General features: G+C 64.4%; 26 protein-coding genes. 11 read left to right on the top strand and 15 right to left on the bottom strand.

Annotation, left to right across the window (positions count from 1 at the left end; all coding sequences use genetic code 11):
- Positions 1 to 114 precede the first annotated feature (114 nt).
- The 5 genes from J7396_RS12790 to J7396_RS12810 are packed head-to-tail and all read left to right on the top strand — an operon-like array spanning position 115 to position 3,069.
- Positions 115 to 981, top strand: a complete 867-nt coding sequence (locus tag J7396_RS12790) for an MBL fold metallo-hydrolase (RefSeq protein ID WP_209261632.1) — start codon at positions 115 to 117, stop codon at positions 979 to 981.
- Entirely contained in the window at positions 978 to 1,418 is a 441-nt protein-coding gene (locus tag J7396_RS12795) for a YeeE/YedE thiosulfate transporter family protein (protein WP_008575717.1), read from the top strand. Before J7396_RS12790 ends, J7396_RS12795 begins: the two co-directional genes overlap by 4 nt.
- A complete protein-coding gene (locus tag J7396_RS12800; protein ID WP_109291479.1) occupies positions 1,415 to 1,846 on the top strand; it encodes a DUF6691 family protein in 432 nt (143 codons plus the stop codon). Before J7396_RS12795 ends, J7396_RS12800 begins: the two co-directional genes overlap by 4 nt.
- Positions 1,843 to 2,283: a TIGR01244 family sulfur transferase gene (locus tag J7396_RS12805; protein WP_031422774.1), complete on the top strand. Its 441-nt coding sequence runs from the start codon at positions 1,843 to 1,845 to the stop codon at positions 2,281 to 2,283. The genes J7396_RS12800 and J7396_RS12805 overlap by 4 nt, the downstream gene beginning before the upstream one ends.
- Before the next feature lie 24 nt (positions 2,284 to 2,307).
- Entirely contained in the window at positions 2,308 to 3,069 is a 762-nt protein-coding gene (locus tag J7396_RS12810) for a sulfite exporter TauE/SafE family protein (RefSeq protein WP_209261633.1), read from the top strand.
- Between the two features lie 168 nt (positions 3,070 to 3,237).
- Here J7396_RS12810 and J7396_RS12815 read toward each other — a convergent pair whose 3' ends face one another.
- The 9 genes from J7396_RS12815 to J7396_RS12855 all read right to left on the bottom strand — a co-directional run bounded on the left by J7396_RS12815 (position 3,238) and on the right by J7396_RS12855 (position 12,024).
- Complete coding sequence (locus J7396_RS12815) at positions 3,238 to 4,041, bottom strand: SDR family oxidoreductase (protein WP_008575709.1); 804 nt, start codon at positions 4,039 to 4,041, stop codon at positions 3,238 to 3,240.
- 53 nt (positions 4,042 to 4,094) lie between these two features.
- On the bottom strand, positions 4,095 to 5,621 hold the full coding sequence (locus J7396_RS12820; RefSeq protein WP_209261542.1) for a GMC family oxidoreductase: 1,527 nt from the start codon (positions 5,619 to 5,621) through the stop codon (positions 4,095 to 4,097).
- Complete coding sequence (locus tag J7396_RS12825; RefSeq protein WP_209261543.1) at positions 5,618 to 6,982, bottom strand: alpha/beta hydrolase; 1,365 nt, start codon at positions 6,980 to 6,982, stop codon at positions 5,618 to 5,620. Before J7396_RS12825 ends, J7396_RS12820 begins: the two co-directional genes overlap by 4 nt.
- 289 nt (positions 6,983 to 7,271) lie before the next feature.
- Positions 7,272 to 7,940, bottom strand: coding sequence for a glycosyltransferase (locus tag J7396_RS12830; RefSeq protein WP_209261544.1), 669 nt, complete (start codon positions 7,938 to 7,940; stop codon positions 7,272 to 7,274).
- Positions 7,937 to 8,539, bottom strand: coding sequence for a class I SAM-dependent methyltransferase (locus J7396_RS12835; RefSeq protein WP_209261545.1), 603 nt, complete (start codon positions 8,537 to 8,539; stop codon positions 7,937 to 7,939). Before J7396_RS12835 ends, J7396_RS12830 begins: the two co-directional genes overlap by 4 nt.
- Positions 8,536 to 9,294: a PIG-L family deacetylase gene (locus J7396_RS12840; protein WP_209261546.1), complete on the bottom strand. Its 759-nt coding sequence runs from the start codon at positions 9,292 to 9,294 to the stop codon at positions 8,536 to 8,538. Before J7396_RS12840 ends, J7396_RS12835 begins: the two co-directional genes overlap by 4 nt.
- Complete coding sequence (locus J7396_RS12845; RefSeq protein ID WP_127166282.1) at positions 9,282 to 9,800, bottom strand: acyl-CoA dehydrogenase family protein; 519 nt, start codon at positions 9,798 to 9,800, stop codon at positions 9,282 to 9,284. The genes J7396_RS12840 and J7396_RS12845 overlap by 13 nt, the downstream gene beginning before the upstream one ends.
- Positions 9,801 to 10,665: 865 nt before the next feature.
- A complete protein-coding gene (locus J7396_RS12850; RefSeq protein WP_008575693.1) occupies positions 10,666 to 11,256 on the bottom strand; it encodes a class I SAM-dependent methyltransferase in 591 nt (196 codons plus the stop codon).
- Positions 11,257 to 11,547: 291 nt separating this feature from the next.
- Entirely contained in the window at positions 11,548 to 12,024 is a 477-nt protein-coding gene (locus J7396_RS12855; protein WP_031422802.1) for a BLUF domain-containing protein, read from the bottom strand.
- 69 nt (positions 12,025 to 12,093) lie between these two features.
- On the opposite strand from J7396_RS12855, the gene J7396_RS12860 reads away from it, so the two are divergent.
- Together J7396_RS12860 and J7396_RS12865 are read left to right on the top strand one after the other, a co-directional pair.
- Positions 12,094 to 12,285, top strand: coding sequence for a hypothetical protein (locus tag J7396_RS12860; protein WP_209261547.1), 192 nt, complete (start codon positions 12,094 to 12,096; stop codon positions 12,283 to 12,285).
- A gap of 13 nt (positions 12,286 to 12,298) precedes the next feature.
- Complete coding sequence (locus tag J7396_RS12865) at positions 12,299 to 12,763, top strand: hypothetical protein (RefSeq protein WP_031422804.1); 465 nt, start codon at positions 12,299 to 12,301, stop codon at positions 12,761 to 12,763.
- Positions 12,764 to 12,931: 168 nt separating this feature from the next.
- Here the strand turns inward: J7396_RS12865 and J7396_RS12870 are convergent, their stop codons facing one another.
- Positions 12,932 to 14,086 (bottom strand): epoxide hydrolase family protein, encoded by a 1,155-nt coding sequence (locus J7396_RS12870; protein WP_209261548.1) that lies wholly within the window; start codon positions 14,084 to 14,086, stop codon positions 12,932 to 12,934.
- 1 nt (position 14,087) lies between these two features.
- Positions 14,088 to 15,002: an NmrA family NAD(P)-binding protein gene (locus J7396_RS12875; protein WP_209261549.1), complete on the bottom strand. Its 915-nt coding sequence runs from the start codon at positions 15,000 to 15,002 to the stop codon at positions 14,088 to 14,090.
- A gap of 181 nt (positions 15,003 to 15,183) precedes the next feature.
- Between J7396_RS12875 and J7396_RS12880 the strand changes: the two genes are divergently transcribed.
- The gene (locus J7396_RS12880; RefSeq protein ID WP_008575681.1) at positions 15,184 to 15,825 is read left to right on the top strand and encodes a TetR/AcrR family transcriptional regulator; all 642 of its coding nucleotides are present in this window, start codon (positions 15,184 to 15,186) and stop codon (positions 15,823 to 15,825) included.
- A 148-nt stretch (positions 15,826 to 15,973) separates the two neighbouring features.
- Here J7396_RS12880 and J7396_RS12885 read toward each other — a convergent pair whose 3' ends face one another.
- Together J7396_RS12885 and J7396_RS12890 are read right to left on the bottom strand one after the other, a co-directional pair.
- Positions 15,974 to 19,099, bottom strand: coding sequence for a multidrug efflux RND transporter permease subunit (locus J7396_RS12885; RefSeq protein WP_209261550.1), 3,126 nt, complete (start codon positions 19,097 to 19,099; stop codon positions 15,974 to 15,976).
- A gap of 50 nt (positions 19,100 to 19,149) precedes the next feature.
- Complete coding sequence (locus J7396_RS12890) at positions 19,150 to 20,262, bottom strand: efflux RND transporter periplasmic adaptor subunit (protein WP_008575678.1); 1,113 nt, start codon at positions 20,260 to 20,262, stop codon at positions 19,150 to 19,152.
- A gap of 123 nt (positions 20,263 to 20,385) precedes the next feature.
- Between J7396_RS12890 and J7396_RS12895 the strand changes: the two genes are divergently transcribed.
- Positions 20,386 to 20,958 (top strand): TetR/AcrR family transcriptional regulator, encoded by a 573-nt coding sequence (locus tag J7396_RS12895; protein WP_209261551.1) that lies wholly within the window; start codon positions 20,386 to 20,388, stop codon positions 20,956 to 20,958.
- Between the two features lie 288 nt (positions 20,959 to 21,246).
- On the opposite strand, the gene J7396_RS12900 is transcribed toward J7396_RS12895, so the two are convergent.
- Together J7396_RS12900 and J7396_RS12905 are read right to left on the bottom strand one after the other, a co-directional pair.
- On the bottom strand, positions 21,247 to 23,073 hold the full coding sequence (locus tag J7396_RS12900; RefSeq protein ID WP_209261552.1) for a transmembrane repetitive protein: 1,827 nt from the start codon (positions 23,071 to 23,073) through the stop codon (positions 21,247 to 21,249).
- 13 nt (positions 23,074 to 23,086) lie between these two features.
- Complete coding sequence (locus J7396_RS12905; RefSeq protein WP_008575672.1) at positions 23,087 to 23,686, bottom strand: NfuA family Fe-S biogenesis protein; 600 nt, start codon at positions 23,684 to 23,686, stop codon at positions 23,087 to 23,089.
- 88 nt (positions 23,687 to 23,774) lie between these two features.
- Here J7396_RS12905 and J7396_RS12910 point away from each other — a divergent pair, with 88 nt between their 5' ends.
- Together J7396_RS12910 and J7396_RS12915 are read left to right on the top strand one after the other, a co-directional pair.
- Positions 23,775 to 24,131 carry a 4a-hydroxytetrahydrobiopterin dehydratase gene (locus J7396_RS12910; RefSeq protein WP_003489213.1) on the top strand — a complete coding sequence of 119 codons (357 nt, stop codon included), beginning with the start codon at positions 23,775 to 23,777 and terminating at the stop codon, positions 24,129 to 24,131.
- Positions 24,128 to 24,550, top strand: a complete 423-nt coding sequence (locus tag J7396_RS12915; protein WP_209261553.1) for an energy transducer TonB — start codon at positions 24,128 to 24,130, stop codon at positions 24,548 to 24,550. Before J7396_RS12910 ends, J7396_RS12915 begins: the two co-directional genes overlap by 4 nt.
- Positions 24,551 to 24,707: the final 157 nt, after the last annotated feature.

The following is a 24,707-nucleotide window of genomic DNA, read 5'->3' on the forward strand; positions in this document are numbered from 1 at the left end:
AACTATGAGATTGTTTCTTTACTCCTTCTCGACGCTGCCATCGTGAGTCATCCAACACGCGACACCTGCCTGGCAGCGGCCTGCGCTGTCGTGGAAGACACCCGCTCCGGTCGCATGAGCGCGCCGCACGTGGCGACATTCTTCGACCCGGTGACCTTTACCGCCAGCCACGTGGTCCGAGACCCTGGCTCGTCGGCCTGCGCCATCATCGACAGCGTGCTCGACTTCGACATGGCGTCCGGTCGAACTGCGACCGGTTCGGCTGAAGCGCTTGCGCACTACGTGCGTGACGAGGCGTTACAGGTGCAATGGCACCTCGAAACACACGCCCATGCCGACCACCTGTCGGCTGCGCCGTGGCTGCAGCAGCAGGTGGGCGGACAGCTCGCCATCGGCGAGCGCATCACGGCCGTGCAGCAGACCTTCGGCAACCTTTTCAACGCCGGCAAGGAATTCAGCCGGGACGGCAGCCAGTTCGATCATCTGTTCGCCGACGGCGCAGCATTCACGATTGGGCATCTGCACGCAGTGGCGCTGCATGTTCCCGGACATACGCCCGCGTGCATGGCTTACGTCATCGGCGATGCGCTGTTTTCGGGCGATACGTTGTTCATGCCGGACTCCGGCACGGCGCGCTGCGATTTTCCGGGCGGCTCGGCACGCCAGCTCTATCGCTCCATCCACCGGCTGCTGAAACTGCCCGATGCCACGCGTGTCTTCGTCTGCCACGACTACAAGGCCGCAGGCCGGGACCATTTCGCATGGGAAACCACGATTGGCGCGCAACGCAGCGCGAATGTGCATCTGCATGCAGGCGTTTCCGAAGCGGACTTCGTGAAGATGCGCGAGACACGCGACGCCACGCTTCCCATGCCGCGCCTGCTGCTTCCATCGGTGCAAGTCAACATGCGCGCCGGTCATCTGCCCACGCCGGAAGACAACGGCGTGCGTTATCTGAAACTGCCATTGGACGTGCTATGACGCTCCCGCACCTCGCCTGGTATTGGCCGCTGATTGGTGGGCTGATGATCGGCACCGCCTCTGGCGCGTATTTACTGCTGGTCGGCCGTATCGCCGGCATCTCCGGCCTGCTCGCCGATGCGCTTGGTCTGCACGCGGGCGGCGCACGCTCGCTGTCCATCCTGTTTCTGGCCGGGCTTCTGACAAGCGCAGGTGTGGCATTGGCGCTCAAGCCCATCACGCTCGCGCCGCTGAGCGGCACCAGCATGCCGGTGCTGATCGTGGCCGGCGTGCTGGTGGGCTATGGAACCCGTCTGGGTGCCGGCTGCACCAGCGGGCACGGAGTGAGCGGGCTGGCAAGACTGTCGCCGCGCTCGATCGTCGCCACCACCGTGTTCATGCTGCTGGGCATGGCAACAGTGACGGCCGTGCGGGCTGTCGCTGGAGCGGGCGCATGATCCGCGTGGCGGCTTTTCTCTGCGGCGCCTTGTTCGGGTTGGGCCTGGTGATTTCGGACATGGCCAATCCTGCACGCGTCCTTGCCTTCCTCGATGTCACCGGTGCCTGGGATGATTCGCTGGCCCTGGTGATGGCAGGCGCGCTGATCCCTTCGGCCATCGCCTACCGATGGGCGCGCGCACGCCGCACTCCCTTGCTCGCCCCGACATTGCAGCTGCCGCAGCAGCGGCGAATCGACCGCAAGCTGGTAATCGGTGCGGCGCTGTTTGGCATTGGCTGGGGTCTGGCCGGGGTCTGCCCTGGTCCCGCCATCGCGCTGTTGGCGACCGGCCAGGCGTTCGCCTTGGTGTTCGCTGCCTCGCTGGTGGCAGGCGTCTTCCTCCACAGCTTTCTCCATCGCGCCGGCGCGGGAAAACACGTCGCATGAAACTGCGATCGCTTTCGCCTGCCCTGCTGGTGGCCGGCCAATTGTTGCCTGCCGATCTTCCTGCCCTTGCCAGCCTGGGTGTCGCCAGCGTTGTCTGCAACAGGCCAGACAACGAGCAGCCGGATCAACCCGATCATCTGACCATGCAATCGGCCTGCGCGCAGGCGGGCATGCGTTTCGCTTATCTGCCCGTTGTCGCCGGCGCCATTTCGGAGGACGACGTGCAGCAATTTTGCGAAATGCTGGAGCAACTGCCCGCGCCCGTCGTCGCGTATTGCAGGACGGGAACGCGCTCGACGTCGTTGTGGGCGCTGGCACAAGTCCGCACCCTCAGGCTCACCACAGACCAGGTTCTGTCGATCGCCGCCGGCGCAGGTTACGACCTTTCCTCACTCGCTCCGCGTCTCATTCGCGACGCGCCATCCAGTCCTGAGTAAATACCGGTCATGCAAACCCTTTCATTGCTGCAGCTCGTGCTGGGCGGGCTTTCCGGCGTGTTGGTCGGCTTCGTGCTGGGACTGGTCGGTGGCGGCGGCTCCATTCTCGCTGTCCCGCTGATGCTGTATCTGGTCGGTGTGGATAATCCGCATGTGGCCATCGGGACCAGTGCATTGGCCGTCGCTGCCAATGCGCTGTCCAACCTGTTCGTGCATGCCCGCCGTGGCAATGTCAGGTGGCCGTGCGCCTCAGTCTTCGCCCTGGCCGGCGTTGCCGGCGCCTACCTTGGTTCGAGTCTGGGTAAGGCCGTCGACGGACAACGGTTGCTGGCGCTGTTTGCGGTATTGATGGTGGTGATTGGCCTGCTGATGCTGCGCAAGCGCAATGCGCAAGAGAATGCGGCTGCGCGCATCAGCAAGGAAAATGCACCCGCGTTGGTCGGGCTGGGAACGCTCGCTGGCGGATTTTCCGGCTTCTTCGGCATCGGCGGCGGTTTCCTGATCGTGCCGGGCTTGATGACCGCCACCGGGATGCCAATGTTGGCCGCGGTAGGCAGCTCGCTGGTGGCGGTGTCCGCCTTCGGTCTGACCACCGCGGTGAACTACGCGTACTCCGGGTTGGTGAACTGGCCACTGGCTGCCGCGTTCATCGTTGTCGGCAGCGTAGGTGGCATGGCGGGAGCACGTGCTGCAGCGGCGCTAGCCGGGCATCGGGGATTGCTCAATAGCGCATTTGCATGCCTGATCTTCCTCACTGCGGGCTACATGTTGTGGCGGGTGATCTGACCGGTTGTCGTCTCATCTGACAGCCCCACGCAGCTCCACCATCGGTTCGAGAGCGGCCACCGACGATCTGCCCCGCCCTCGCCAATTGCACGGGGATTTGCTTGGATAAGACATGCAGCAGGACGGTTGGGCAATGCACGTGCTTGCCGCTGCACAGCGCCGCCCGCCTCAGCCGGCGATGGTGAATACCGAGCCCGAGTCCACGCGCACGCCGGCGCCGTTGATGAAACTGGCGCGCTCCGAGCACAGGAATGCGACGACCGAAGCCACTTCCTCCGGCCGGCCGCGCCGCTTCAGCACCATGCCCGGGCGTTCTTCATCCAGGAACGAGGCGATGGCTTCTTCGACACTGGTTCCGTTTTCTTGCGCGCGCTTTTGCATCATCTTGTCGGTCATCGGTGTTGCGATGAAGGCAGGCGACACCGTGTTGACCAGCACATTGTCGGCGCCATAGGCCTTTGACAGCCCCTTGGCCAGGCTCAGGATGCCGGCCTTGGACGCGCAGTAGGCCAACTCATCCACGTACGGCTGTACTGCATCTTCGGACGCGAACAACACAATCCGCCCCCACTGCTTGCGACGCATGGCAGGAATGGCCTGGCGGCACATGCGCACCGCGCCCATCAGGTTGATGTCCAGCGTTTCGAGCCAGCCGGCATCGCTGACCTCCAGGAAATCGCCGGTGGCGCCGGTCACGCCGGCGGCGTTGACGTAGATATCCGGTTCGCCCAGTTGCGCGCGCACCTGGGTCCAGATGTGGACGACCTCCTGTTCCTGCGTCACATCGCCTTCGACGGCGATGATCTCGCCCAGGCCGGACAGCTCGGCCACTGCCTGGTCGAGCGTGCCATTGGGAAGATCGGTGATCGCCACGCGCACGCCGGCTTCGAGCAGCTGGCGCGCAGTCTCCTTGCCCATGCCGGAGTCGCCGCCGCTGATGAGGGCGATCCGCTGTTTGATTCCGAGATCCATGTTGAGCTCCTGGTCGTTGAATACGTGATGGCGCAGTGCTGGCGCAGCTATCGCTAGCGCGCAAGGAAGCGTTCTGCGGTGCGCAGCGCGAGTGCCATCTGGGTCAGTGCCGGATTGGCTGCCAGTGCGCTGGGAAACACCGAGTTGTCGCAGATGTAGAGGTTCGGCACGTCGAAGGTGCGGCCATCGGGATCGACCACGGCCTGTGCAGGATCAGTCCCCATGCGGCAGGTCCCGAGCGTGTGGGCCGAGCGCGCAGCCGCGAAGATGTTGCGGGCGCCAGCGGCTTGCCAGATCGATCCAAGCACTGCGCGCGCATGGGCGTCGATGGCCTGCTCATTGGGGCCGTAACTGAAATCGATGCGCGCCTTGCGCTGCCCGAAGGCGTCCCGTTCGTCGGACAAGGTCAGGCGATTGGCGTCCTGCGGCAGGCATTCGCCATTGATGCCGATACCGGCCAGGCGGTTGTAGCGCCGCAGCGTGGCGACCAGGTCCCTGCCCCACAGGCCGGCACCGCGCGCCAGCGTGTTCGCCAGCGTGATCGGCTGCACGCCCAGGCTCTGCACCAGATAGCCGCCAATGAAGTTGGCGTCAGCCGGGCGCAGCATGTCTTCGCTAATGAGCGAAGACGGGTAGCCGCGATTCATGCGCATGTCTGTGTCGAACTCGCCCCACACCTGGGTTGCCACATGCGCCATGAAATTGCGGCCCACCTGCCCGCTGGAGTTGGCCAGCGCCAGGTTGAGCAACAAGCGCGGTGTCTCCACACCCCCTGCGCACAGGAAGACGGTGCTGCAGCGCTGGCGATAGTCCTGCCCATGCTGGCGGTAGATCACCGCGTTCACCGCGCCGCGGCCGTCGCGTTCAAGATCGACCACCCGGCTGTCAGTGCGCAATTGCGCACCATGCGCCCTGGCCAGCGGGAGCCATGTGGTGTCCACGCTCACCTTGGCGGCGTTGCTGCAGCCCTGGTGACAGGCACCACAGTTGTTGCAGGCCGCACGCTGGCCCCAATGTGGCTGCTGATGCGGCCTGGTGACCAACGCAGCGGGTGCATCGGTGGTCCGGATGCCAAGCGCGCCGCAACCGTGCGCCATGGCCGTGGCCGACGCATTACGTTGTGGTGGCCGATACGCATAGCTGCGCTCGGGGTCCCACGGGTAGTGCACGGGACCGGAGACCCCGATGAAGGTTTCCACGCGACGAACGTAAGCGACCAACTCATGGTGCGGGATCGGCCAATCGGCGCCCTGCCCGGTCTGGGTCAGAAGGCTGAGATCGCGCTTGTCCGGCCGCGGGCAGAACGCGCCCCAATGCAACGTCGAACCGCCCAGTCCGCAGCCCGAATTGTTCGGCCCGAACGCAGTGGGCGTTTGCCCACCGCTCAGACGCTCGTCCATCCAATAGATGCCGGTGGTCAACTCATCGGGAATATGCGAATCCGGCGTAAATGCCGCGCCGGCTTCCAGCACGACAACCGAGACGCCGGCTTGCGCAAGCCGCGCCGCAAGCGGGCCGCCCCCCGCTCCGCTGCCGACCACCACCACATCGACACTGTCCTGGCCACCCGCGTTGCTCATTGGGCAGTCTCGGGCACACGCAATTGCCAGTGCTCATCGCGGCCCGCTGCCGTCTCTACATAGCCGACGGGGCCACCGCCCGTGTCGTTGCCGACCGCAAAACCGTCGTAGCCCAGCGCGGCCATGGTGGCGGGAAGGCTGGTCCAGGTGCGCGCCACATCCGCACGTACATCCTCGAACCAATGCGCGAATTGCCCAGCATCCAGGCCGTGCGCAGAGGTATTGCCCACCACCGAGTGCGCGATCTCCTGCAGCCAGCGGTCCTGGTCCCTGGCCGACTGTTCGGCAAAGCCGCCGGCCAATGCATCGAGTGCATCCAGGCCAAGCGGCATCGCCAGGCGATCGTTTGGCAAGTCTGCGTACCGCCAGCCATCTCCCGTGCCTTCTGCAAGCTGCAGGTCGATACGCCGCGCAATCTGCGCCGCATCGCCCGCGCCATCCAGCACGCGTGCAGCCACGGCGGCGAGCACGTTCAACTGCCGCGGGTTCAACACGCCCTCGTCCGAGGCCGGCGGCCCCGCGTGCCGCGCGAGCAAGGTCTTGCGCATGCGCGGCGCAACGCGCTCGGAATTCAGCAAGGCAATGAAGTCCTCAGGCAAGCAGTTCTCAATGCAGCGGTCTACATGCGTTGCGATCAACCGCGCCAGTTCCTGCGGCTGTTCATAGGGAATCAGATGCGCGGCGTCGGCCACGATGGCGAACTGCGCATGCGCATAGTGCGGCGCATTCAGGCGCCGCTGCGCAGCCTCACCTAGATCACCATCCTGGCTGCCCGCGACAATCAGTGCCGGCACGCCGATGCATCCGGTCTGCGCCGTGCAGTCTTCGCGACTGCCGTGTGTGAGCCATGCCATCCATGCACTGGGTGCGGTGCGCAGAACGTCGTTGATCGCAGCGTCCCTGATTTCATCAGGCAGCGGGCAGGCGCAGTTGGCATCCACGAACTGCGCTGCCTCCACGCGCGCAGGCTGCCCTGTTTCGAACCAGGCAAGCATGGTGCGCCGTCGCGGTTCCTGCATCGGTTCGGGGGCCGGCGGTGACGCGGCAACCAGCACCACGCCCGCCAGCCCGGCAAGGCCCGCCACACCGTCGCGTGCCCGGGCCGCCGTCAAGGTAGCGATCTTTCCGCCCATGCTATGCCCCACTGCAAACCAGCATGCCGGTTGCCGCCTGATGACTTCAGCGCTAAACCAGTCAACAAGCGCGTTCGTGTCGAAGTGGTCCAGCGCAGGTGCATCGCCGAATCCTGGGATGTCCAGGGCAATACAGTCGAAGCGGCTACCCAACTGCGCAATGACATGGCTCCACTCCTGTCGGCTGGCGCCGAGCGCATGCAGGAAGAACAGCGTTGGCTTGGCCATGTCGCACCTTGTGAGTCGGTTCGGCATGGTGGCGTACGCTTCGTCCACGCCCCGTGCAGATGAGGTCGACAGCCGGTTAGCAGGTGTCAGGCGCTGGGCCGCGACATGCCGTGGTTCGACTGCGGCGATGCCGCGGATGCGCTTCAAGTCGCTGGTCTTGCCAGGCCGTAGCCCTGCAGTCGTTGAAGCGAAGACACGTTTTAGCTAAAGCGCATCTGCTTGGCGAATCGAAGACATGCGGCATGGCCATGACATCTTGCAAAGACGGCTCAAAGCGTTGCGTTACCGACTACGCAGGCACGCAGGTCGAGGCTTCCAGCTGCTTCAAAAAATCCGAGAATCCGCCAATTGCCCGTGCCTGCCTGCGGGCACTGGTCCACACCACCGAGCGTGGCGACCAGGCGATTGACGCGTTGATCGCCTGCAGCGCGTGGACCAGCGCAACGTCTTCGCTGCAGGTCAACGCAGAGAACCCACCGCATTGTTGATAGAGCGCGGTGCTCACACCGAGGTTGGCGCCGTGAATGCGGCCATGACCTTGTCCAGTTGCCTGGGTCTGTTCGAACCTGCAACGCACTTCATCGGAATAATCCAGCCAATCCTCCACCTGCACGACACCGCAGAACACGTCCGCGTCGGCCCTGCGCTGTTCCACCAGCCAATCGGCCGGGACGCGCGAATCAGCGTCGGTCACGGCCAGCCAATCGGCGCCCAGTGCAATGGCCTTTGAGGCCGCTGCGGCCCATGCGATGCCGACGCCGCCGGGCACGGGTACGTCGATCACGTGCGCGCCCAATGCCAGTGCCAGCTCTGCCGTTGCATCCGTGCAACGGTCCACCGCGACGATCACCTCCACAGCCTCGTGCAGTTCGGGGTGCGATGCGGCGAGAAACACCGATGCAAGGCAGGCGGTCATGCACTCGGCCTCGTTATGTGCCGGTATGATGACGGCGATCATCGCAAGCCTTCGTGCTGTGCCACCGACAATGGCTGCGCGGTCCACGCTTCCAGCAGAAAATCGCTGTCTTCATAGCGATAACTCAGCGGCAAGGTGATCAGTCGGGCAATACAGGCATGGACCGCGATGCCATCTTGCTGTGCCTGTTCGAAAGGATGCTTCCAGTGGCAGGCCACCAGCAGTCCCTCCGGCGTGAGCGCCTGCTGCAGACGCGCGATCAGCTCGTCGAGCTCGGGGGCGGCGAGGTAGTAGCCGATCTCGCTCAGCACGATCAGATCGAAACTTCCCACCGGCCAGTGCTGCGGATGGCAAGCCTGCACGATTTCGACATTGCTGCGCTCCCCCACGCGTTGCTTGGCGTGGTGTACCGCGGCGGCGGACATATCGGTTGCCAGCAAGCGATCGCAGCGGGCAGCGAGCCCACAGGTTGCTTCGCCATTGGAACACCCCAGCTCCCATCCCCGTGCAAATCCCTGCCGAGGCAAGGTTGCCAGCAGGATGTCGCGTTTGCGTTTTTCGTACCAACGTGTCCCATAGCCGAAGGGATCGTACTGCTGGTAGATGCTGTCGAAATAATCGGCGTTGGCCTGGGCGTTCATGGGAGATAGACCTCGAAGTCGCGCCGAAACCTCGCCAGCGCCCAGTCGGGAAGGATGGGGTTGCGCAACGCAGGCGTGACGTGACCGGTCTGCGTCTTGAACGCGGACATCGCCTGCAGCTTTGCAGCGTGAGCATCGGCAGAAAGCTCCAGACGCGTGGCCGATGCCAGCATCTGACTGTGGTCGGGGTCGTCCCAATGCCATGCCCATATCGGAAACTGGATCAACCGCGCTCCGCATCGTGCAACTGCGGCACTCGCTGCATCTGCGCAGGCTTCGTGATCGGGGTGGCCATCGCGCGCATACGTCACCAGCACCACGTCGCGTGGTTGCAGCAGCTCGGCCAGCCGTGCACCAAGTGCGTCAATTCCCGCACGTACCTGGCCATCTCCCGCATCCAGCCTGACGATGCTGGATGGATCGATACCCAGGCACGCCAGCGCGTCACGCAACTCCTCATGACGCGCAGCTGCCAGCCGCGCGGGCGGCCATGCGTCGTCCTGCGGATAGGCGGCTTCGCCGTCGGTCACGGAGATGATCAGGACCTGCCTTCCCGATGCGATCGCCATCGCAAGCAGCCCGCCACACCCCAGCACCTCGTCATCCGGATGCGGGGAAACCACCACGACCCGTGTGGCGGTGCCCAGTAGCTGGTCGAGGCTGCTGGTGAGCAGCGCATTCAACTGGCGCGATGCACGCCAGCGCTGTTCGCTGACGCCTTGCCCTGCGATCTGCTCGCCCCTCACAGCCGCCATGGGTTGACCTCGCGTGCATGCAGTTGTTCCCCCAGCCACTGCTCGTCTTTTTCCCCGTGGGATTGGCGGATGAAGGCAGCCAGGTCGGCGCACCGTTGCGCGTGCCCGGCATCGCAGCACAGCGAGGCAGGCCCCAGGGCCAAGGCGGCGCGTTCGATCACGTCCCGGCAGACGCGATCCATCACGCTACGTAACCGAATGACAGGCAGTTGATGGCTTTGGGTTGGAGCGTCGTCGATCGTTTTGGCCAGGTCCTGCAGCATCAGCCGTGCACCCGTCAGCCGTTCGTCGATTGCGCCCAGGTGTGCTGCGGCAAAAGGATTGTTTGCCACTCGTGGCGAGCGGCGGACATGCTCGGCAATGGCTGCGGCGGCGCCATACCAGCAGGCCGCGATGCCCGCCCCGCCATGCCAAAAACCCGGCCGCTGCAAATAGAATCCCGGCTCACCCAGCAAACGTGCCGGCGCATTCGCGAAATGGCCGTTGCCAGTTGGAATGCCGAGCATGCCTGGTCCGTGCCACTGACTTGCATCAAGCTCGAAGCATCCTTGCCTCAGCGTCACCGCGGCAAGCGGCTGCCGATCGCCGTTTCGGACGGTCACCAAGGCGTGCGTCACAACGACCAACTCCGCGCTGCACCACGGCTTGATACCGGACACCGTGCTTGAGCTCGCTTCATACGCCACGGTGTCATGCGGCCCGCCCGCTGCCCACACAGCCCACACCGCTCCATTGGAAGCTAATGGCTGGCCGGCCTCGGAGAAAATCGACACCGCGTCGTAATGCGCTTCCAGCACCTTGGCAAGCGGCAAGCTCGCAGCCCCCAGCTTGCTCAGCGCCTGCCATCGCGCGTACGTGCGCCCTGCGCCAGGATTGGGAAGTTGCGGCGTCAGTCGCAGGTACTCACGCACGCATTGCGCGAGCGCTGGATTTGGCGATAGCAAAGGTGTACCCGGCAGATCGTCGCGGGCGAGTGCTGATTGATACATACGCCAATCTAGGCGATGGCTCGTCAAACTCAAGTGAGCCAACGGCCAAGTGCCTCACCGCGACGGCAGCTGGATAAAGAACAATGCTTTGCCGCTTGACGATGGGCGCAAGTCGTCGATGCAAGCCTGCTTCGCCAATCAACACCGATCGCAATGCCACGCGTAAGAAACGTCACGCCGTGCGTGCGTTCGTGCAAGGGGAGCGAACAGAGTTTTGGTCAAGCGTTGTAACCGGACTCAGCCGATGCGAAGAATCAGTCGTGCTACCGAATGTCACTTCAAGCCGGAAAGAATCGACGGCTCGACCGCTCAGCAGAACAGGCGTGCATCAGCCTCAGTTGGAATCGTCGGGCGCTAGCCGCTGCGCAACGTCGCTCGCGATTCAGTCTGCAACGCGCACTGCCATGAACTGTCCGTTGCCAACCGGCACCTCGCTGCATCGGAAGGACATGTCGGCTCGGACAGCCTGCATGAAATCTGCCATCTCCGTCGCGTGTGAGGTGGCGTTGTCCACCACCATCAGGCCGGTGCCGCGCTTGAGCACGCGGCGCAGCTGCGGCCACCACCGTGCATAGGCGCTGCGGTCCGAGTCCAAAAACAGCAGATCGACGCTGCCATCGTCGGCGGTCTCCAACCACGTGCCTGCATCGCCCAGCACCTGCGTGATGTGCGCCTGTAGTCCGGCACGCACGAAGTTCGCCGCCGCCAGGGCGGCCTTGTCTTCGGCATGTTCCAGCGTGATGACGTGTCCACCGACGGCGATGACAGCTTCGGCCAGCCACAGCGTGGAGTAGCCATTGGAAGTACCCACCTCTAGCACCTGCCGTGCCCGCGTCGCGTGTACCAGCAGGGCGAGCAGTTCGCCGGTTTCGGGGGTGATATTCAGCATGCGTTTGCCACGTGCGGTTTCTACCGCATCGTTGTTGGCCCCAAAGCGCGACAGCTCCTCTTTCAGATCCTGCAACGTGCTCATGCCTTGAGTGCCTGTTGATTGCTGCAAAGTGGGCAATGACCCTGGCATCGTCCTTCAGTGCCTGGTGCGCTGCGCCGTGATGCGAGCGAATCGGATGCTCGATGCGCCTACCTGATACAGCGTGCTCGCTATTTGCCATTCGCCATTCGCTCTTCGCCGAAAAGAACGCTCTACGTCGCTTTCGATATCGCTTGCATCAAGAGGACTGCAGCCATGGCGGACGCAAATCGGTCGCAGGAACCTCCCTGCTGGGCGCCCTAGCGATGGGGTAGACCGTTCACCCGCGCCTGGTCATACATCAGCTGTCGGCGGCATGGCCCCCTCCCAGAACTCCAGCAACCGGGACACAGGCTCCGGCTTATTTCCCGCAGACCACAGCGCAAGGCGTGTGCGCGACCAGCGTTGTGCGCTGAGCTCGACGATCGACCCGGGAAGCACCTTGCGGCACGCCATCTGCCAGTCGGGAAAGTAACGCTCGACGATGGAGCCGTTGTAGACCTCTGCGATCACGTGATGGCGCGCAGACTGCTTGATGCGATCGTAGGTATGCTGCACCCCGGCAGGTGGGCCTTCGAAATACTGAAAAAATCGAGCGCCATCGTAGAGCAGGACGCCGGTGATGGCGGCCAGCGCGTTGTGTGCACTGGAAGAGACAAGCAGCCGGTCGACCTCCCCCATCGACATGGGACGACGCACCTCGCTCACGTAAGCGATGGCCTGCAACGGTGGATTTGCCAAGAACTCATCCCGATAGGTGATCTGCTCCAACGTCCATTTCTGCAGAGTCGTCAGCGCCGGCTCCTCCTGAGATCGCTGCGAGCGCAGTATCAGGGTGTGATGCACCAATTGGCAATTCAGGCATTACAATTTACTTATACAGAGCGGCAGCGCGCGTTCATGGTCAGCACGCTCAAGCCGCCTCGGCGCGGCGGTGCCATGCTGGCAGGTCAGTCGATCCGCTGCACGGTGAGCGAAGACGCTGACGCGTCGCAGTGGCTGGCCGAAGACGTGGTTCGGGATCTCATCTGAAGGACGTCGATCAATGCGCGCATCGCTCCAAAGCCACCCGCAACCTCAATCGTGCCAGGCGAGGACTGCCGGCAAGCATGACCTTCATCGCGCCCCTTTACTGTCTCTGGCAGTGCTCGCCGTCATGTCGCTTGGAGGATGCGCCACCACGCCCCCGGCGACGGGTCATCTCATTGAAGGCCCTGTGCGCCTAGGCGAGATGGCAGCGGTCGATGGTCCCAGGGTACGGCCCGACCGAGTCGTCGAAGACAGCCGTTGCCCTACTGATGTTCAATGCATCGTGGAAGGCCGACTGATCGTACGTGCGACGGTGCTGGGTGGTGGCTGGTCCAGACAGGTTGACCTTACGTTAGGCATTCCGGTGCCTATTGCCGATGGCATGTTGACGCTGGTGGAGGCCACGCCCGTGCCCATCGCCCCGCAAACCGCCGACCGCTCTGCGGCGCGCTTCACCTTTACATTTCAAGGCGGTCGCTAGCCAAGCATGTCCTCAGGCTAACGATCCGCCTCTTGCATCAGCCGCCACGTCCCGCTGGCTCGAAGTTGTCCGCCCTCCCTTCGCTAAATAGCTCATCGCAGCCGAATGCACTGGATTGCCGCTGCAAAGCCCAATCAGCTAGTCGGACTCGATAAGATCCCGCAACCATTACCCCAGCGATTGAAAGGTGTCTCGGAGGTGGTCGACAAATGCCGGCGGATTTTCCATCGCAGCAAAATGCCCGCCCCGCTCTGCCTCTGCAAAAAAGCGCAGATCTGCAAAGCGTCGTTCTGCCCAGCGCCGCGAAATGCGTACTTGTTCTCCGGGAAACATGCTGATCCCGGTTGGCGTGGGCATCGGGTGCATGGGCATCGCTGTCCCAGCTTCCTGCGCAGCTTCCCAGTAAAAACGCACCGAGCTGGGCCCGGCATTGGGGAGCCAGTACAGCATGATGTCGTCGATGCGATGGTCCAGCGCGATCACGTTTTCCGGTTCGCCGCCGCTTTGGGAAACATCCTGGAAGAGCGCATAGATCCATGCGGCAATGCCGGCTGGAGAATCAGCCAGGCTAAACCCCACCGACTGCGGTCGTGTGCTTTGCAGGTGCATGTAGCCTGAAAATTCTCTCTGATAGCGCTTGGCATCGTCGAGCATCCGCTGCTCTGCTGGCGTGGCGTTGGCAATTTCTTCGGCGCTCGGGTCGAACATCACCGTGTTCAGATGGATGCCCACCAAGCCGGGCGGCTGCATGAACCCAAGCGCGGTCGTGATCGCGCTGCCCCAATCGCCGCCCTGGGCGGTCCAGCGTTCGCCATAACCCAGCCGGCGCATCAGTTCGACCCATGCCGCAGCCGTTCGCCCCACTCCCCAGCCGCGGGAGGTGGGTTTCCCAGAGAAACCAAAGCCGGGCAACGATGGGATCACCAGATGAAACGCATCCGACGCCTTCCCGCCGTAGGCCACCGGGTCAGTCAGTGGGCCGATCACGTCGCGAAATTCCAGAATCGATCCCGGCCATCCATGCGTCAACAGCAATGGAAGCGCGCCCGGCTCCGGTGAACGCACATGCAGGAAATGGATATCCAGTCCGTCAATGGCCGTGCGACTGCTATTCCAGCCATTGAGCAACCGCTCGGTGGCGCGCCAGTCGTAGCCCGTCCGCCAGCGCTCGACCAGGCGTCGAATGCGCGCCGATTGTGGGCCCTGGCTGTGATCACTCACGGTTTCCGGACTGGGCCAACGCGTGTGCCAAAGACGTTGGTTGAGATCATCCAGCTCAGCCTGCGCGATGTTGATCCGAAACGGTGTCATGCCGTCAGTCATCTCAAGCCTCCGTTGCGTAGGTGTTCGCCAAGGTCTGGCGAGCTGACTGCCACGCGCGCGCGCCGTAGCGATCATTGTCCAGATGGATCAACTTGCCGCGTCCACTCATCATGTCGCGCAGGTATTGCATGCCTTGCCAGGGTGGGAACGGGTCATCGCTGGTCGGCGTCAGTGCGCGCACGACGCGGATGATGGCCGACATCGTGCCGATTCCGCCTGGCCTGAGCGTGCGATATCGCTCGCCCGTGAGCTCGGTGAGCAGGTGTGCGATGTCGTTGGGCGAAATGCTGTTGCCGGCAATCCGCAGATCGCGTGGAGCATTGGGATCCAGCGCCGCCGCGGCCGTATAGCGGGCGACATCGTCCTTGGCAGTGAAATCGAGTTTCTGGTCTGCGTCGCCAAAATGCAGAACCCGGCGGCCCGGTACAACCAGGCGCGCACTGCCCTCAAGCAATTCCAGAAAGCCGCCACACAGAATTGATGTGGCCGAAATGGGCGTGGCGTCCAGTTGCTCTCTGAAGCGGCGCCGCAGGTCCAGATTGCGATTGTCGCCTGGCCGCGTCTTCGTGTAGTCCAGCGAGAAATCGGACGGGATAAAACGCGGGACGCCCGCAGAAACCGCTGCATGCAACAGGTTTCCCTGTTGACCCAACATGACCTCTTCCAAGCCGTTCAGTGCGCAAACCACACAGTCCGCGCCCATGAGCGCCTCGCGTAACCGCTCGGCGTCGTCGAGCTCAACATGTCGAACCTGGATGCCCTGCCCCTCCAACGACGCGACGCGGCTCTTCCCTGCCCCGTGCCGCACCAGTGCAACCACGGCCGCGCCCTGATCTTTCAGGGCCACCGCGATCCGGTAACCGAGATCGCCGGTGGCTCCAGCAACAACGACCTGCGAACTCGTCTGTGTGTTCACCACGTGCTTCTCGCTTGAGTCTTCGGGTGCCGAAAGCGGCGGGCAGCCAACGCACCAGGGGGCAGCAGCGCCCTGTTACATCGGCTCTCATGCATCGTGCTGGCGGGAAAGACCATGCAGCGAACAACTGAACGATATCGTTCAGTTGTTGAAAGCACAAGTGGCGTGTAACGTTTCGTCGATGAAGGCGGTCAAGCAAAAATCCAAAGGCGGCAGGCCGCCACCCGATAAAGCCGGCGATGTCGATCGGCGGCTTCTGGATGCGGCACTACAGCTCTTCCTGGAACGCGGCTTCGAGCACACCTCATGCGACGACATCGCGCGACTGGCAGGTGCCGGCAAGGCCAGCCTCTACGCGCGCTATGCCAACAAGGACGCCATTTTCGAGGCAGTGATTCGCCGTGATGTGCAGACCCAGCCCCTGCCAGCCGCTCCCAGCGCCCCGCTGGATCTTGAGGGGCGGCTAAGGCTCGCAGGTCGAGGAATACTTGCGCACGCGCTGCAGCCGCAGACCGTGGCAATGATGCGCTTGGTCGTCGGCACCTCCATCCGGGCGCCGGAGCTTGCTGCGGAGGTCAACCGCATCGGCTGGGAAGGCGGGCTGCAACGTGTGCGCATGGCGATCCTCGATGGCCAAGATCAACCCGCCGATCCCTCTGCGTTAGCAGGCCACTTCGTCGATCTGGTGTTTGCGCCGCATCAACTTCGTGCGCTGCTGGGAGAACACCCGGCACGCCTGATCGACTCCGCAGCAGAGCGCGTGGAGTGGGCGCTGGGACTGCTCAGCGCTGCAGGCCAGCTAAAGACGAAACGTCCGCGCTGAGACGCGCTCAGCGCCCGCAAACAGGCTCGGGGCTTTGGAGCGCCTGCCGGTCGATTGCTGGCGCCGTCAGGTCGGCACGAACGCTATCGCGATTACTGCCGCCCTCTTCTCACGATCGACCGATGCCGCATGCAGTCGCCCGGCATGATCATGTGGAGGGCTCCGCCGGGTTTGCGGCTGCACTCCTGCGGGCAGCCACATACGCCATCACCCAGGTAAAAAAGATCGGGGTGAACACGACACCAAGCGTACTGGCCGCCAGCATGCCGCCGATCACGCCGGTGCCCAACGCATTCTGGCTCGCTGCACCCGCACCGCGTGCGATCACCAGCGGAATCACGCCGAGAATGAAGGCCAGCGACGTCATCACGATCGGGCGAAAGCGCAGCCTGGCCGCCTGCATTGCAGCGTCCGGCACGCGCGCGCCCTGCGCATGCAGTTCCTTGGCGAACTCCACGATCAAAATCGCATTCTTGGCGGCCAGGCCGATGATGGTGATCAGGCCGACCTTGAAGTACACATCGTTGGAAAGGCCGGCCACCCACACCGCGGCGGTTGCGCCAATCGCGCCGATCGGCACGATCAGCATCACCGAAAACGGAATCGCCCAACTCTCATACAGCGCGACCAGCAGCAGAAACACCACCAGCAAGGCCAGGCCGAGCAGCAGTGGCGCCTGTGTGCCGGCAGCTTTTTCTTGATACGACAGTGCAGACCATTCGTAGCCAATGCCCTGGGGAAGTGCAGTCGCCAGGCGCTCCATTTCCGCCAGCGCGTCGCCCGAGCTGATGCCTGGCGCAGCCACGCCGGTGAGATTGACCGACGCATAGCCGTTGTAGCGGGCAATCTGCACCGGCCCCTGCTCCCACCGTTGCGTGGTGAACGCCGTCAACGGCACCTGCTTGCCGGTACTGCTGGTGACAGACAGCGTGTCCAGTGATTGGGGCGTGGCGCGATCGCTTGCATTGCCCTGTACCACCACCCGTTGCAGACGACCGCGGTTGACGAAATCGTTGACGATCGTCGAGCCGAACGCGCTGGACAGCACCTCCATCGCGCTCTGAAAGCTCACGCCCAGCGCTTCGGCCTTGCCGCGATCCACTTCCAGGCGCAGCTGCGGCGCATCGGCAAGACCTTCCACCATCGCGTATGCCAGCTTGGGCGACTGATTGGCCGCATGCAGCAACTGGTTCACCGACCGCATCAGCGCGTCGCGCCCAAGATTGCCGCGGTCCTGCACGCGCAGAGAGAAACCGCCGGAATTGCCCAGGCCTTCGATCGGCGGCGGCATCACGGCCATGATGGTCGCGTCGCTGATGCGTGCCAGCGCCGCGTTGGCGGCCGCCACTTCGCTGGCCACCGATTCGCTGTCGCCGCGTTCGCTCCAGTCTTTCAGTGACGGAAAGGCCATGGCCGCATTGGCGCCGCTTCCGGAGAAACTGAAACCGTACACCAGCGTCACGTCCTGCATGCTCGGCCGCGCGGCGAGGTAATCGTTGACCTGTTGCCCGGCCGCGCGCGTACGGCTGTAGCTCGCGCCGGGCGGCAACTGCATGTCCACGATCATGTAGCCCTCGTCTTCCTGCGGTACGAAGGCCTCCGGCAGCCGCACGTATGCCAGCCCAAGCGCGCAAAGCAGCACGGCGTACACCAGCATGTAGCGCCCGGCACGGCGCACCAGGCGATGGTTCAACCGATCGAAACGCGACGTCAGCGCGCTGAAGTTGCGGTCGAACCAAGCGAAGAATCCCTTCTTCTCATGGCGGCCATCGATGGGTACCAGGAACGTCGCGCACAGCGCCGGTGTCATGGTCAGCGCCAGGAAACCGGAAAACAGGATCGAGACGGCGAGCACTGCGGAGAACTGTCGGTAGATCACGCCGACCGAACCGCTCATGAAGGCGAGCGGCAAAAACACTGCGGTGAGCACCAGGGTGATGCCGACGATCGCACCGCCCACCTGAGTCATCGCCTTGATCGAGGCATCGCGCGGCGACAGGCCTTCCACGGCCATCAGGCGCTCGACGTTCTCGACCACCACAATCGCATCGTCCACCAGGATGCCGATCGCCAGCACCATCGCGAACATGCTCATCATGTTCACCGAGAAACCCAGCAGCTTCATCATCGCGAACGTGCCCAACAGGCACACCGGCACCACGATCGCCGGGATCAAGGTGTAGCGGATGTTCTGCAGGAACACGAACATCACCAGAAACACCAGCGCCATCGCTTCGAGCAAGGTGTGAAGCACCTTCCTGATTGCCACATTGACGAAGGTCGAACTATCGAAGGGCACCGAGTAGGTGATGTCTGCCGGAAAACGCTGCGAGAGTTCCTGCAGGCGCTGGCGCACCGCCGCCACGGTGGCGACGGCATTGCCGCCTGGCGCCAGCTGCACTGCCGCGCCGGCGGCCGGGCCACCGTTTTCCTGCACATCGAACTGGTAGTTCTCCAATCCAAGTTCCAGCTTCGCCACGTCCGACAGATGCACCACCGCGCCATTGGTCTGGGCACGCAGGATGATCTGGCCAAATTCCTGCGGCGATTCCATCAGGCCGCGCACCACCAGCGTGGTGGTCAATTCCTGATCATGCGCGCCTGGGCGTTCGCCCAGGCTACCGGCTGCCACTTGCAGGTTTTGCGCACGGATCGCGTTATTGACGTCGACAATGCTCAGCCCATAGCCGCGCAATGCCTGGGTGTCCACCCACACCCGCATCGCCGCTTCGGCGCCGAAGAACTGCACGCGTCCCACGCCGGGAACACGGCGGATCTCGTCGTTGACCACTCTGGCCGCGTAGTCGTTCAGGCGCACCACGTCCTGCGCGGCGGTCGCATCCTTGTAGACCAACGAATACAGCATCAGGAAGCCGGCAGTGGTCTGTTCGACCTGCAAGCCAAGTTGCGTCACCGCTGCCGGCAGTCGCGATTCGGATTGACGAATGCGGTTCTGCACGTCCACCTGGGCGATGTTGGGATCGGTGCCGGGCTGGAACGTGATGGTGATCTGCGCACTGCCGTTGGAGCTGCTGGAGTCGTAATACAGCATGTCGCGCGCGCCGTTGAGCTCCTGCTCGATGACACTGGTCACCGCGTCGTTGACGACCTGGGCCGACGCGCCGGGATAGGTGGCAGAAATGCTGATCTGCGGCGGCGCCACTTCCGGATATTTTTCGACAGGCAAGGTGCGCAATGCCAGCAGGCCGGCGAGCGAGATGAAAATCGCAACCACCCACGCGAAGTTGGGGCGGTCGATAAAGAATCGGGACATGGACGGTCACCGGGGCGCCACGCGCCCGCACAGGCGGAATGAAGAGTGGTTCAGTGCGCGGCGTTCAACACGGCACCAGGCTGGATCCGCGTCGCGCCTGAGGCGATGTAGCGCTCACCGGCCTTCAGCCCTTCGAGTATCTGCCAGTCGGTGCCGACCATCGCGCCGGTTCGGACATCGCGCAGTTCGGCCCTGCCGTCGGCGCCCACGACCATCACCGCAGCGCTGCCGCCCGGTCGCCGCTGAATCGCCCGCTGTGGCACGTAGACCGCGTCGCTGGCGGTACCGTTCGGCGTGCGCACGCGCACGAACATCCCCGGCAGCAACAGGTTGTCGCGGTTGTCGAATTGCGCGCGCAGCGACACCGTATCGGTTGTTTCGTCCACCCGCATGTCCGCGAACAGCAGGTCGCCCTCGCGTGTCTCGCCGAGCTCAGGAATGTCGATGACGACCTTGAGCGGCGCCTCGCCTTTGCGGGCGCGACCGCGCAACTTCAGCGCTTCGGCGACCGGACGATTGAAGTCGGCGAAGATCGGATCGAGCTGTTGTATCAGCGCCATTTCTGTCGCCTCGCCCCCCTGCCCGACCAGCGCGCCCTCGGTGACCAGCGCCCGCCCGATGCGGCCGTCGATCGGCGCACGCACCGTGGCGAAGCCCAGCTCCAGTTGCGCGGTTTTCAGCGCCGCACGCGCCGACGCCACGGCTGCCTGGGTGCTTTTGAAATTGCTGCGGGCGGTGTCGAAATCCTGCCGGCTGATCACCTGCCGCTGCACCAGTTGCTGGCTGCGTTCGAACTGGGCGGCGGCATTTTCCAGCTCGGCGTCGCTACGCCTCAGCTCCCCGCGTGCGCGCGCCACCGCGGCCTCGAACGGCGCGGGGTCGATCTGAAACAACACCTGCCCTGCCCTGACGTCCGAACCTTCTTCGAACCGGCGTGCCAGCACCACGCCGGCCACGCGCGCACGAACCTGCGCTACGCGCATCGGCGAAACACGGCCGGGCAGATCGGTGGTCTGCAATACCTTGCGCGCCTGCGCGGTGGCGATTTCCACCGCTGGTGCAACCGAAGACTCAGCGGGTGGAGCGGCTTTGCCGCAGGCGGCCAGTGCGAACGGAAGGAAAGCGCACAGCGGAAAGAAACGGTAAGCGCGTTGGGCTGTCACAGCGCGGGGTCCAAAGGATGACGCGGGAATGATGCTCCATAGATCCTTATGAATCAAATATGATTCATAAGGATCATTTCCAAAGAACCTGTATCATCCCTGCTTCACTCGTTTTTCAAGCGTATGAGCCAGGACGACCAACGCCTTATCCGCCTGCTGGCCGCAACGCTGACCCGCCGCCCACGCAGCAATCTCACCGAGCTGGCCGGTGGCGCGGGGATCAGCCGCGCGACGCTGTACCGCTTTGCCCCGACCCGCGCGGCAATCGTGGAAAAGGTCACCGCCGAAGCGTGGCTGCGTCTGCAGGCGGCCCTGCCCGACGACGACGCCCTGCCCGATCCCATGGCAAGCCTGCGACGCATGACGCACGCCTTGGTGGAAGACCTGGATCTGGTCATCTACATCGTCAACGAGATGGGCATGGAGGGCGCCGAACGCGGCAACACCTATTACGCCGCGCCGGAGTGGGAGTCGTTCCAGGCGCATCTGGATGCTTTCTTCTTGCACGGCCAGCAGCGCGGCGTGTTCGGTATCGAAATGCCGGCGTCCTGGTGGAGCGACTTCTACCTCTCGTGCCTGTTCGGAGCCGGTTGGGCAGTGGCCACCGGCCGTCTGGCACAGGCATCGGTCGTACGTGCGGTCCTGACCTCGTTTTTGGAAGGCGCACGTTCCGGTTCGAGAGTGCAATCTCCCTAGCCGCGAGCCGCTGGCGCCACCGTCACCGCCAGCCGGAACACCACGCGATGTATCGCGTTTCCGCAGGTTGAGCGATCGGTTTTTATCGAGGCGGCAAACCGGTTCGCCGGTGGCCGGCACGGTCTGCAGCCGATGGACGAGCGTCCCCGCATCATGCGCTCTCGGCGGCTGATGCAGACAATGCATGTCCACGCGCCCGGAGGCGCGCAAGCGCACCGTGAAGCGAAGGGGCGCAGGGCCGATCTTTGCACTCAGGCAGACATCGCCGCACGCCATCGCGCGTCACGCTCACCCGCCGTTATGGGGCAGCGCGCCCTTGTCTTCCTGCAACTCACGCTTGAACGGCACGTCCGGCGGTGGGCGTGCGGTAGCCGGTTGATCGTTGAGATTGGGGTCGCTCAGGCCGCAACCGCCGCCGAATTGCAGCAGGGACACCACGCAACTGATCTTGGTGGTCGTGCCCGGAATCGGAATCTCGATCTTCTTCAGGCCGCGCCGCACCCATTCCTGCAGCAGCGTCTGGTTCGGCATCCAGTACTTGTCCAGCGATGTCGGCGTGTAGCCGTACGGCGGACGTTTAAGCCAGGTGCCGCCCTGGGCAATCTGGTCGCGGGTCCAGGTATCGGTCTCGCTGCCTGGTGGTCCGCGGTCACCTGCACCCTGGCCGGCATCACCGGCTCCGGTGGCCACCTTGATGCTGCCATCGGCATTGAACATGCCGTTGCGCTGGGTGTTGCCACCTGTCGTGTCGCCTTGCCGATTGCGGTCGGACTTGCTCCAGTCGTCGGCGTTGGCGGCCACGTCCCACCCGCCGCTGCGATCGGCAGGCGCCGGGCCGGCATGACCGCTGGCGGCTGGCTTGGCGGGCGACGATGCAGCGGCTGGCGCGCTGCTGGAACGTTCGGACCGGGCAGGACTGGCCTGCGACTGTGCAGGTTGCGCGGCTGCTTGCGCGGTTGGCGCCGCCACGGTGGCCGGCCGCGGTTCGGGAGTCGCAGGCGTCGCTGGCACGATAGGCGTCGCCGCCACTGGCGCAGGCGCCGGATCCGGCACGTTCGGCAGCTCTGCGGGACGCACCGCAACGTCAGGCATGCGCACGGTCGGCGAGATCTCACGCAGGCGCGCAGCCGGCGCGGCGATTTGCGGGCGCTCGGGGATGACGATGTCGCGCTCGCGCACTGTTGGCGCAGCGGCAGAGCGCACCGCCACGTCGGTGGCCGGGCGCTGCAGTTCGCGCACCTGCGGGCGTTCGGTCACCGTCTGGATGTCGCGTTGACGCACTTCGACCTGCGGCGCCGCCCGCTCGATCGCACGCGGCGTCAGCGTGATCGTTGGCGGCGGTGGGACGACAAAGTCGTTGGTGGCGACCGGGGTTTCGGTGACCTGCAGCGGCGATTCGATCGTCACCGGCGGCACCTGCACCGTCACCTGCGGAATATCCGCGGTGACGGGTTCGCTGGCCGCTTGCACCGGTTCCGGCGCATGTTCTGGTACCTGGGCTGTGTCGGGGCGCTCCACAGGGTCGGCAGCTGGCGGCACTGGCGTCGGTGTCGGTGCCGGCGATGCAGCTGGTTCGCTCTTCGCCGCCGATGCACCCGCGTGCGCTGGTGAAGACGCCGCAGCTGCAGCCGGCTGCGTCGATGCCTCAGACGTGGGTTGAGCTTCCCCGCCGCCCTGCGCTTCAGCCCCATCGCCGATCAAGGTCATGCGCACCCGCGATTCGTCGCCGGGCTTGGTTTCTTCCGGCGCCCAGCGCACGGTGACCACCCAGATGAGCAGCGCACCAAAACCGAGGTGGATGAGAAAACTGCCGAGCACCGCCAGCCAGTGCTGCCGGCGCTGATCCTTCGGCCGCGGGTCCCAGTGTTGCCACCACAGGCTGCGGAATGCCTGGAATGGCGACAGCACAGAGACGCCGGTCACCGCACCCCATGTCGGCTGCCCACGCGCCAACAGCACATCCATGACGTGGTCATCGTTGAATGGCGCAGCCGCGTGCTTGCGGTTGCCCATCCAGATGCCCCAGCCATACGGAAGGCCGGTGCGCCGATCCAGAATGAGCTTGCCGGGCATGCGCGCGCGCAGTGCCTGCAGCAGATCGGCAGCCGTTGTCACCGGTGGCGCGGAATCAGGCCGCGCTGTCGCGCGGAATGTAGGGAGCGTCGCCGGTGGCGTGGTCGGTCGCATCGCGCACCGCAGTCACGCCGGGCACGCGCCCCATCAAGGTCTTTTCGATGCCCTGCTTCAAGGTCACGTCGGCCATGCCGCAGCCGTGGCAACCGCCGCCGAAGCGCAGCAATACCACGCCGTCGGCGGAGACTTCCTGCACGGCCACGCGCCCGCCATGCGATGCCAACTGCGGGTTGATTTCGTTTTCCACCACCCAGCGCACACGCTCCACCATCGAAGCCGACTCTGCGGGCGCTTCGCCCTTGATCTTGGGCGCCTTGATGGTGAGCTGCTGGTTGCCGGTAGACTGGGTGACGTAGTCGATTTCGGCCCCGTCCATCCACGGCACGCTGGCAGCGACCACATACAAGGTGAAACCATCGCAGTCGATCGCCCATTCGTCGCCGCTCAGGTCCGCCGGTTCGGCGAACTCAAGCCGGGCGTCGGCACGTGGGGTACCCGCATCCACCGCGCTCAGGCGCACGCCCATGCCGGGCACGCCCTCGCGTTCGATGAGCTTGCGGAAATAGGTCTGGGCTTTGTCGGATATCTGGATCATGCGGGTTATTCTACCGCCCAAAGCGCCCTCGCTCATGGAACACCGTGATCCTGGTGGGCGCGCCGTCCGCCACCCCTGCGAGACCGTCATGACCGATCTGATTCCCCTGGAGCAGGCCCACTGCCTCCCGCGCAAAGGCAGCGACCACAAGCTGGGCGAGGCGCGCCTGGCCGAGCTGCTGCCGCAGGTGCCCGGCTGGGAGCTGGCCGAGGCCGGCATGGCGCTCACGCGCACGTTCCGCTTCGCCGACTATTACCGCACCCTGGCCTTTGTGAATGCGCTGGCCTGGATCGCCCATCGCGAAGACCACCACCCCGACCTGGGCGTGCATTACGACCGCGTCGTGGTGCGCTATTCCACCCATGACGTGGGCGGACTGAGCGAAAACGACTTCATCTGCGCGGCCAAGACCGCGCAGCTCTACGATCAGGGAATCACTGCATGAACAGGTATCGCGCCGCGTTCGCCGGCCTCGTCGTCGCCACCGGCCTTGCTGGCTGCGGCAAGTCGCCACAGCAGGCCGCCGCGCCCACCGTCGCGCCCACCGAGCTGGCCGCCCTGAAGACGCCACCGCCGGAATATTCGCCGCAGCTGGCCTGCGCCGGTGTGGGCGGCACGACCGTGCTGCGGGTCGTGGTCGGCACCCAGGGCACGCCGACCGATGTCTCGGTGGCACAGAGCAGCGGTCAGCCCGTGCTCGACGAAGCGGCCCTGACGCGCGTGCGCGAGTGGCAGTTCAAGGCCGCCACCCGCAATGGCCAGGCCGTGCCGCAGACCATCCAGGTGCCGGTCTCGTTCAAGCCGCCGGTGCCGCGTCCGAACGAATGTTTCGCCATCGAGGAACGCGCACGCCGCGGCGGCTGAGGACCGCGCAGGTCGGTGACGCCTTATTTCCGCACGGCACAAGCGCATCGACACCAGCGCATGAGCAACAGCGCCTTGTTCGCGCGCTTGAGTGTCGCCCCTGCCTGACGCTGGCGCAGAGGCGCCTGCTTTTCGTCTTCGACACCACGTCTTCGTC

Origin of the sequence: Xanthomonas sp. A1809 (assembly GCF_017746015.1) — a bacterium.
Lineage (GTDB): Bacteria > Pseudomonadota > Gammaproteobacteria > Xanthomonadales > Xanthomonadaceae > Xanthomonas > Xanthomonas euvesicatoria.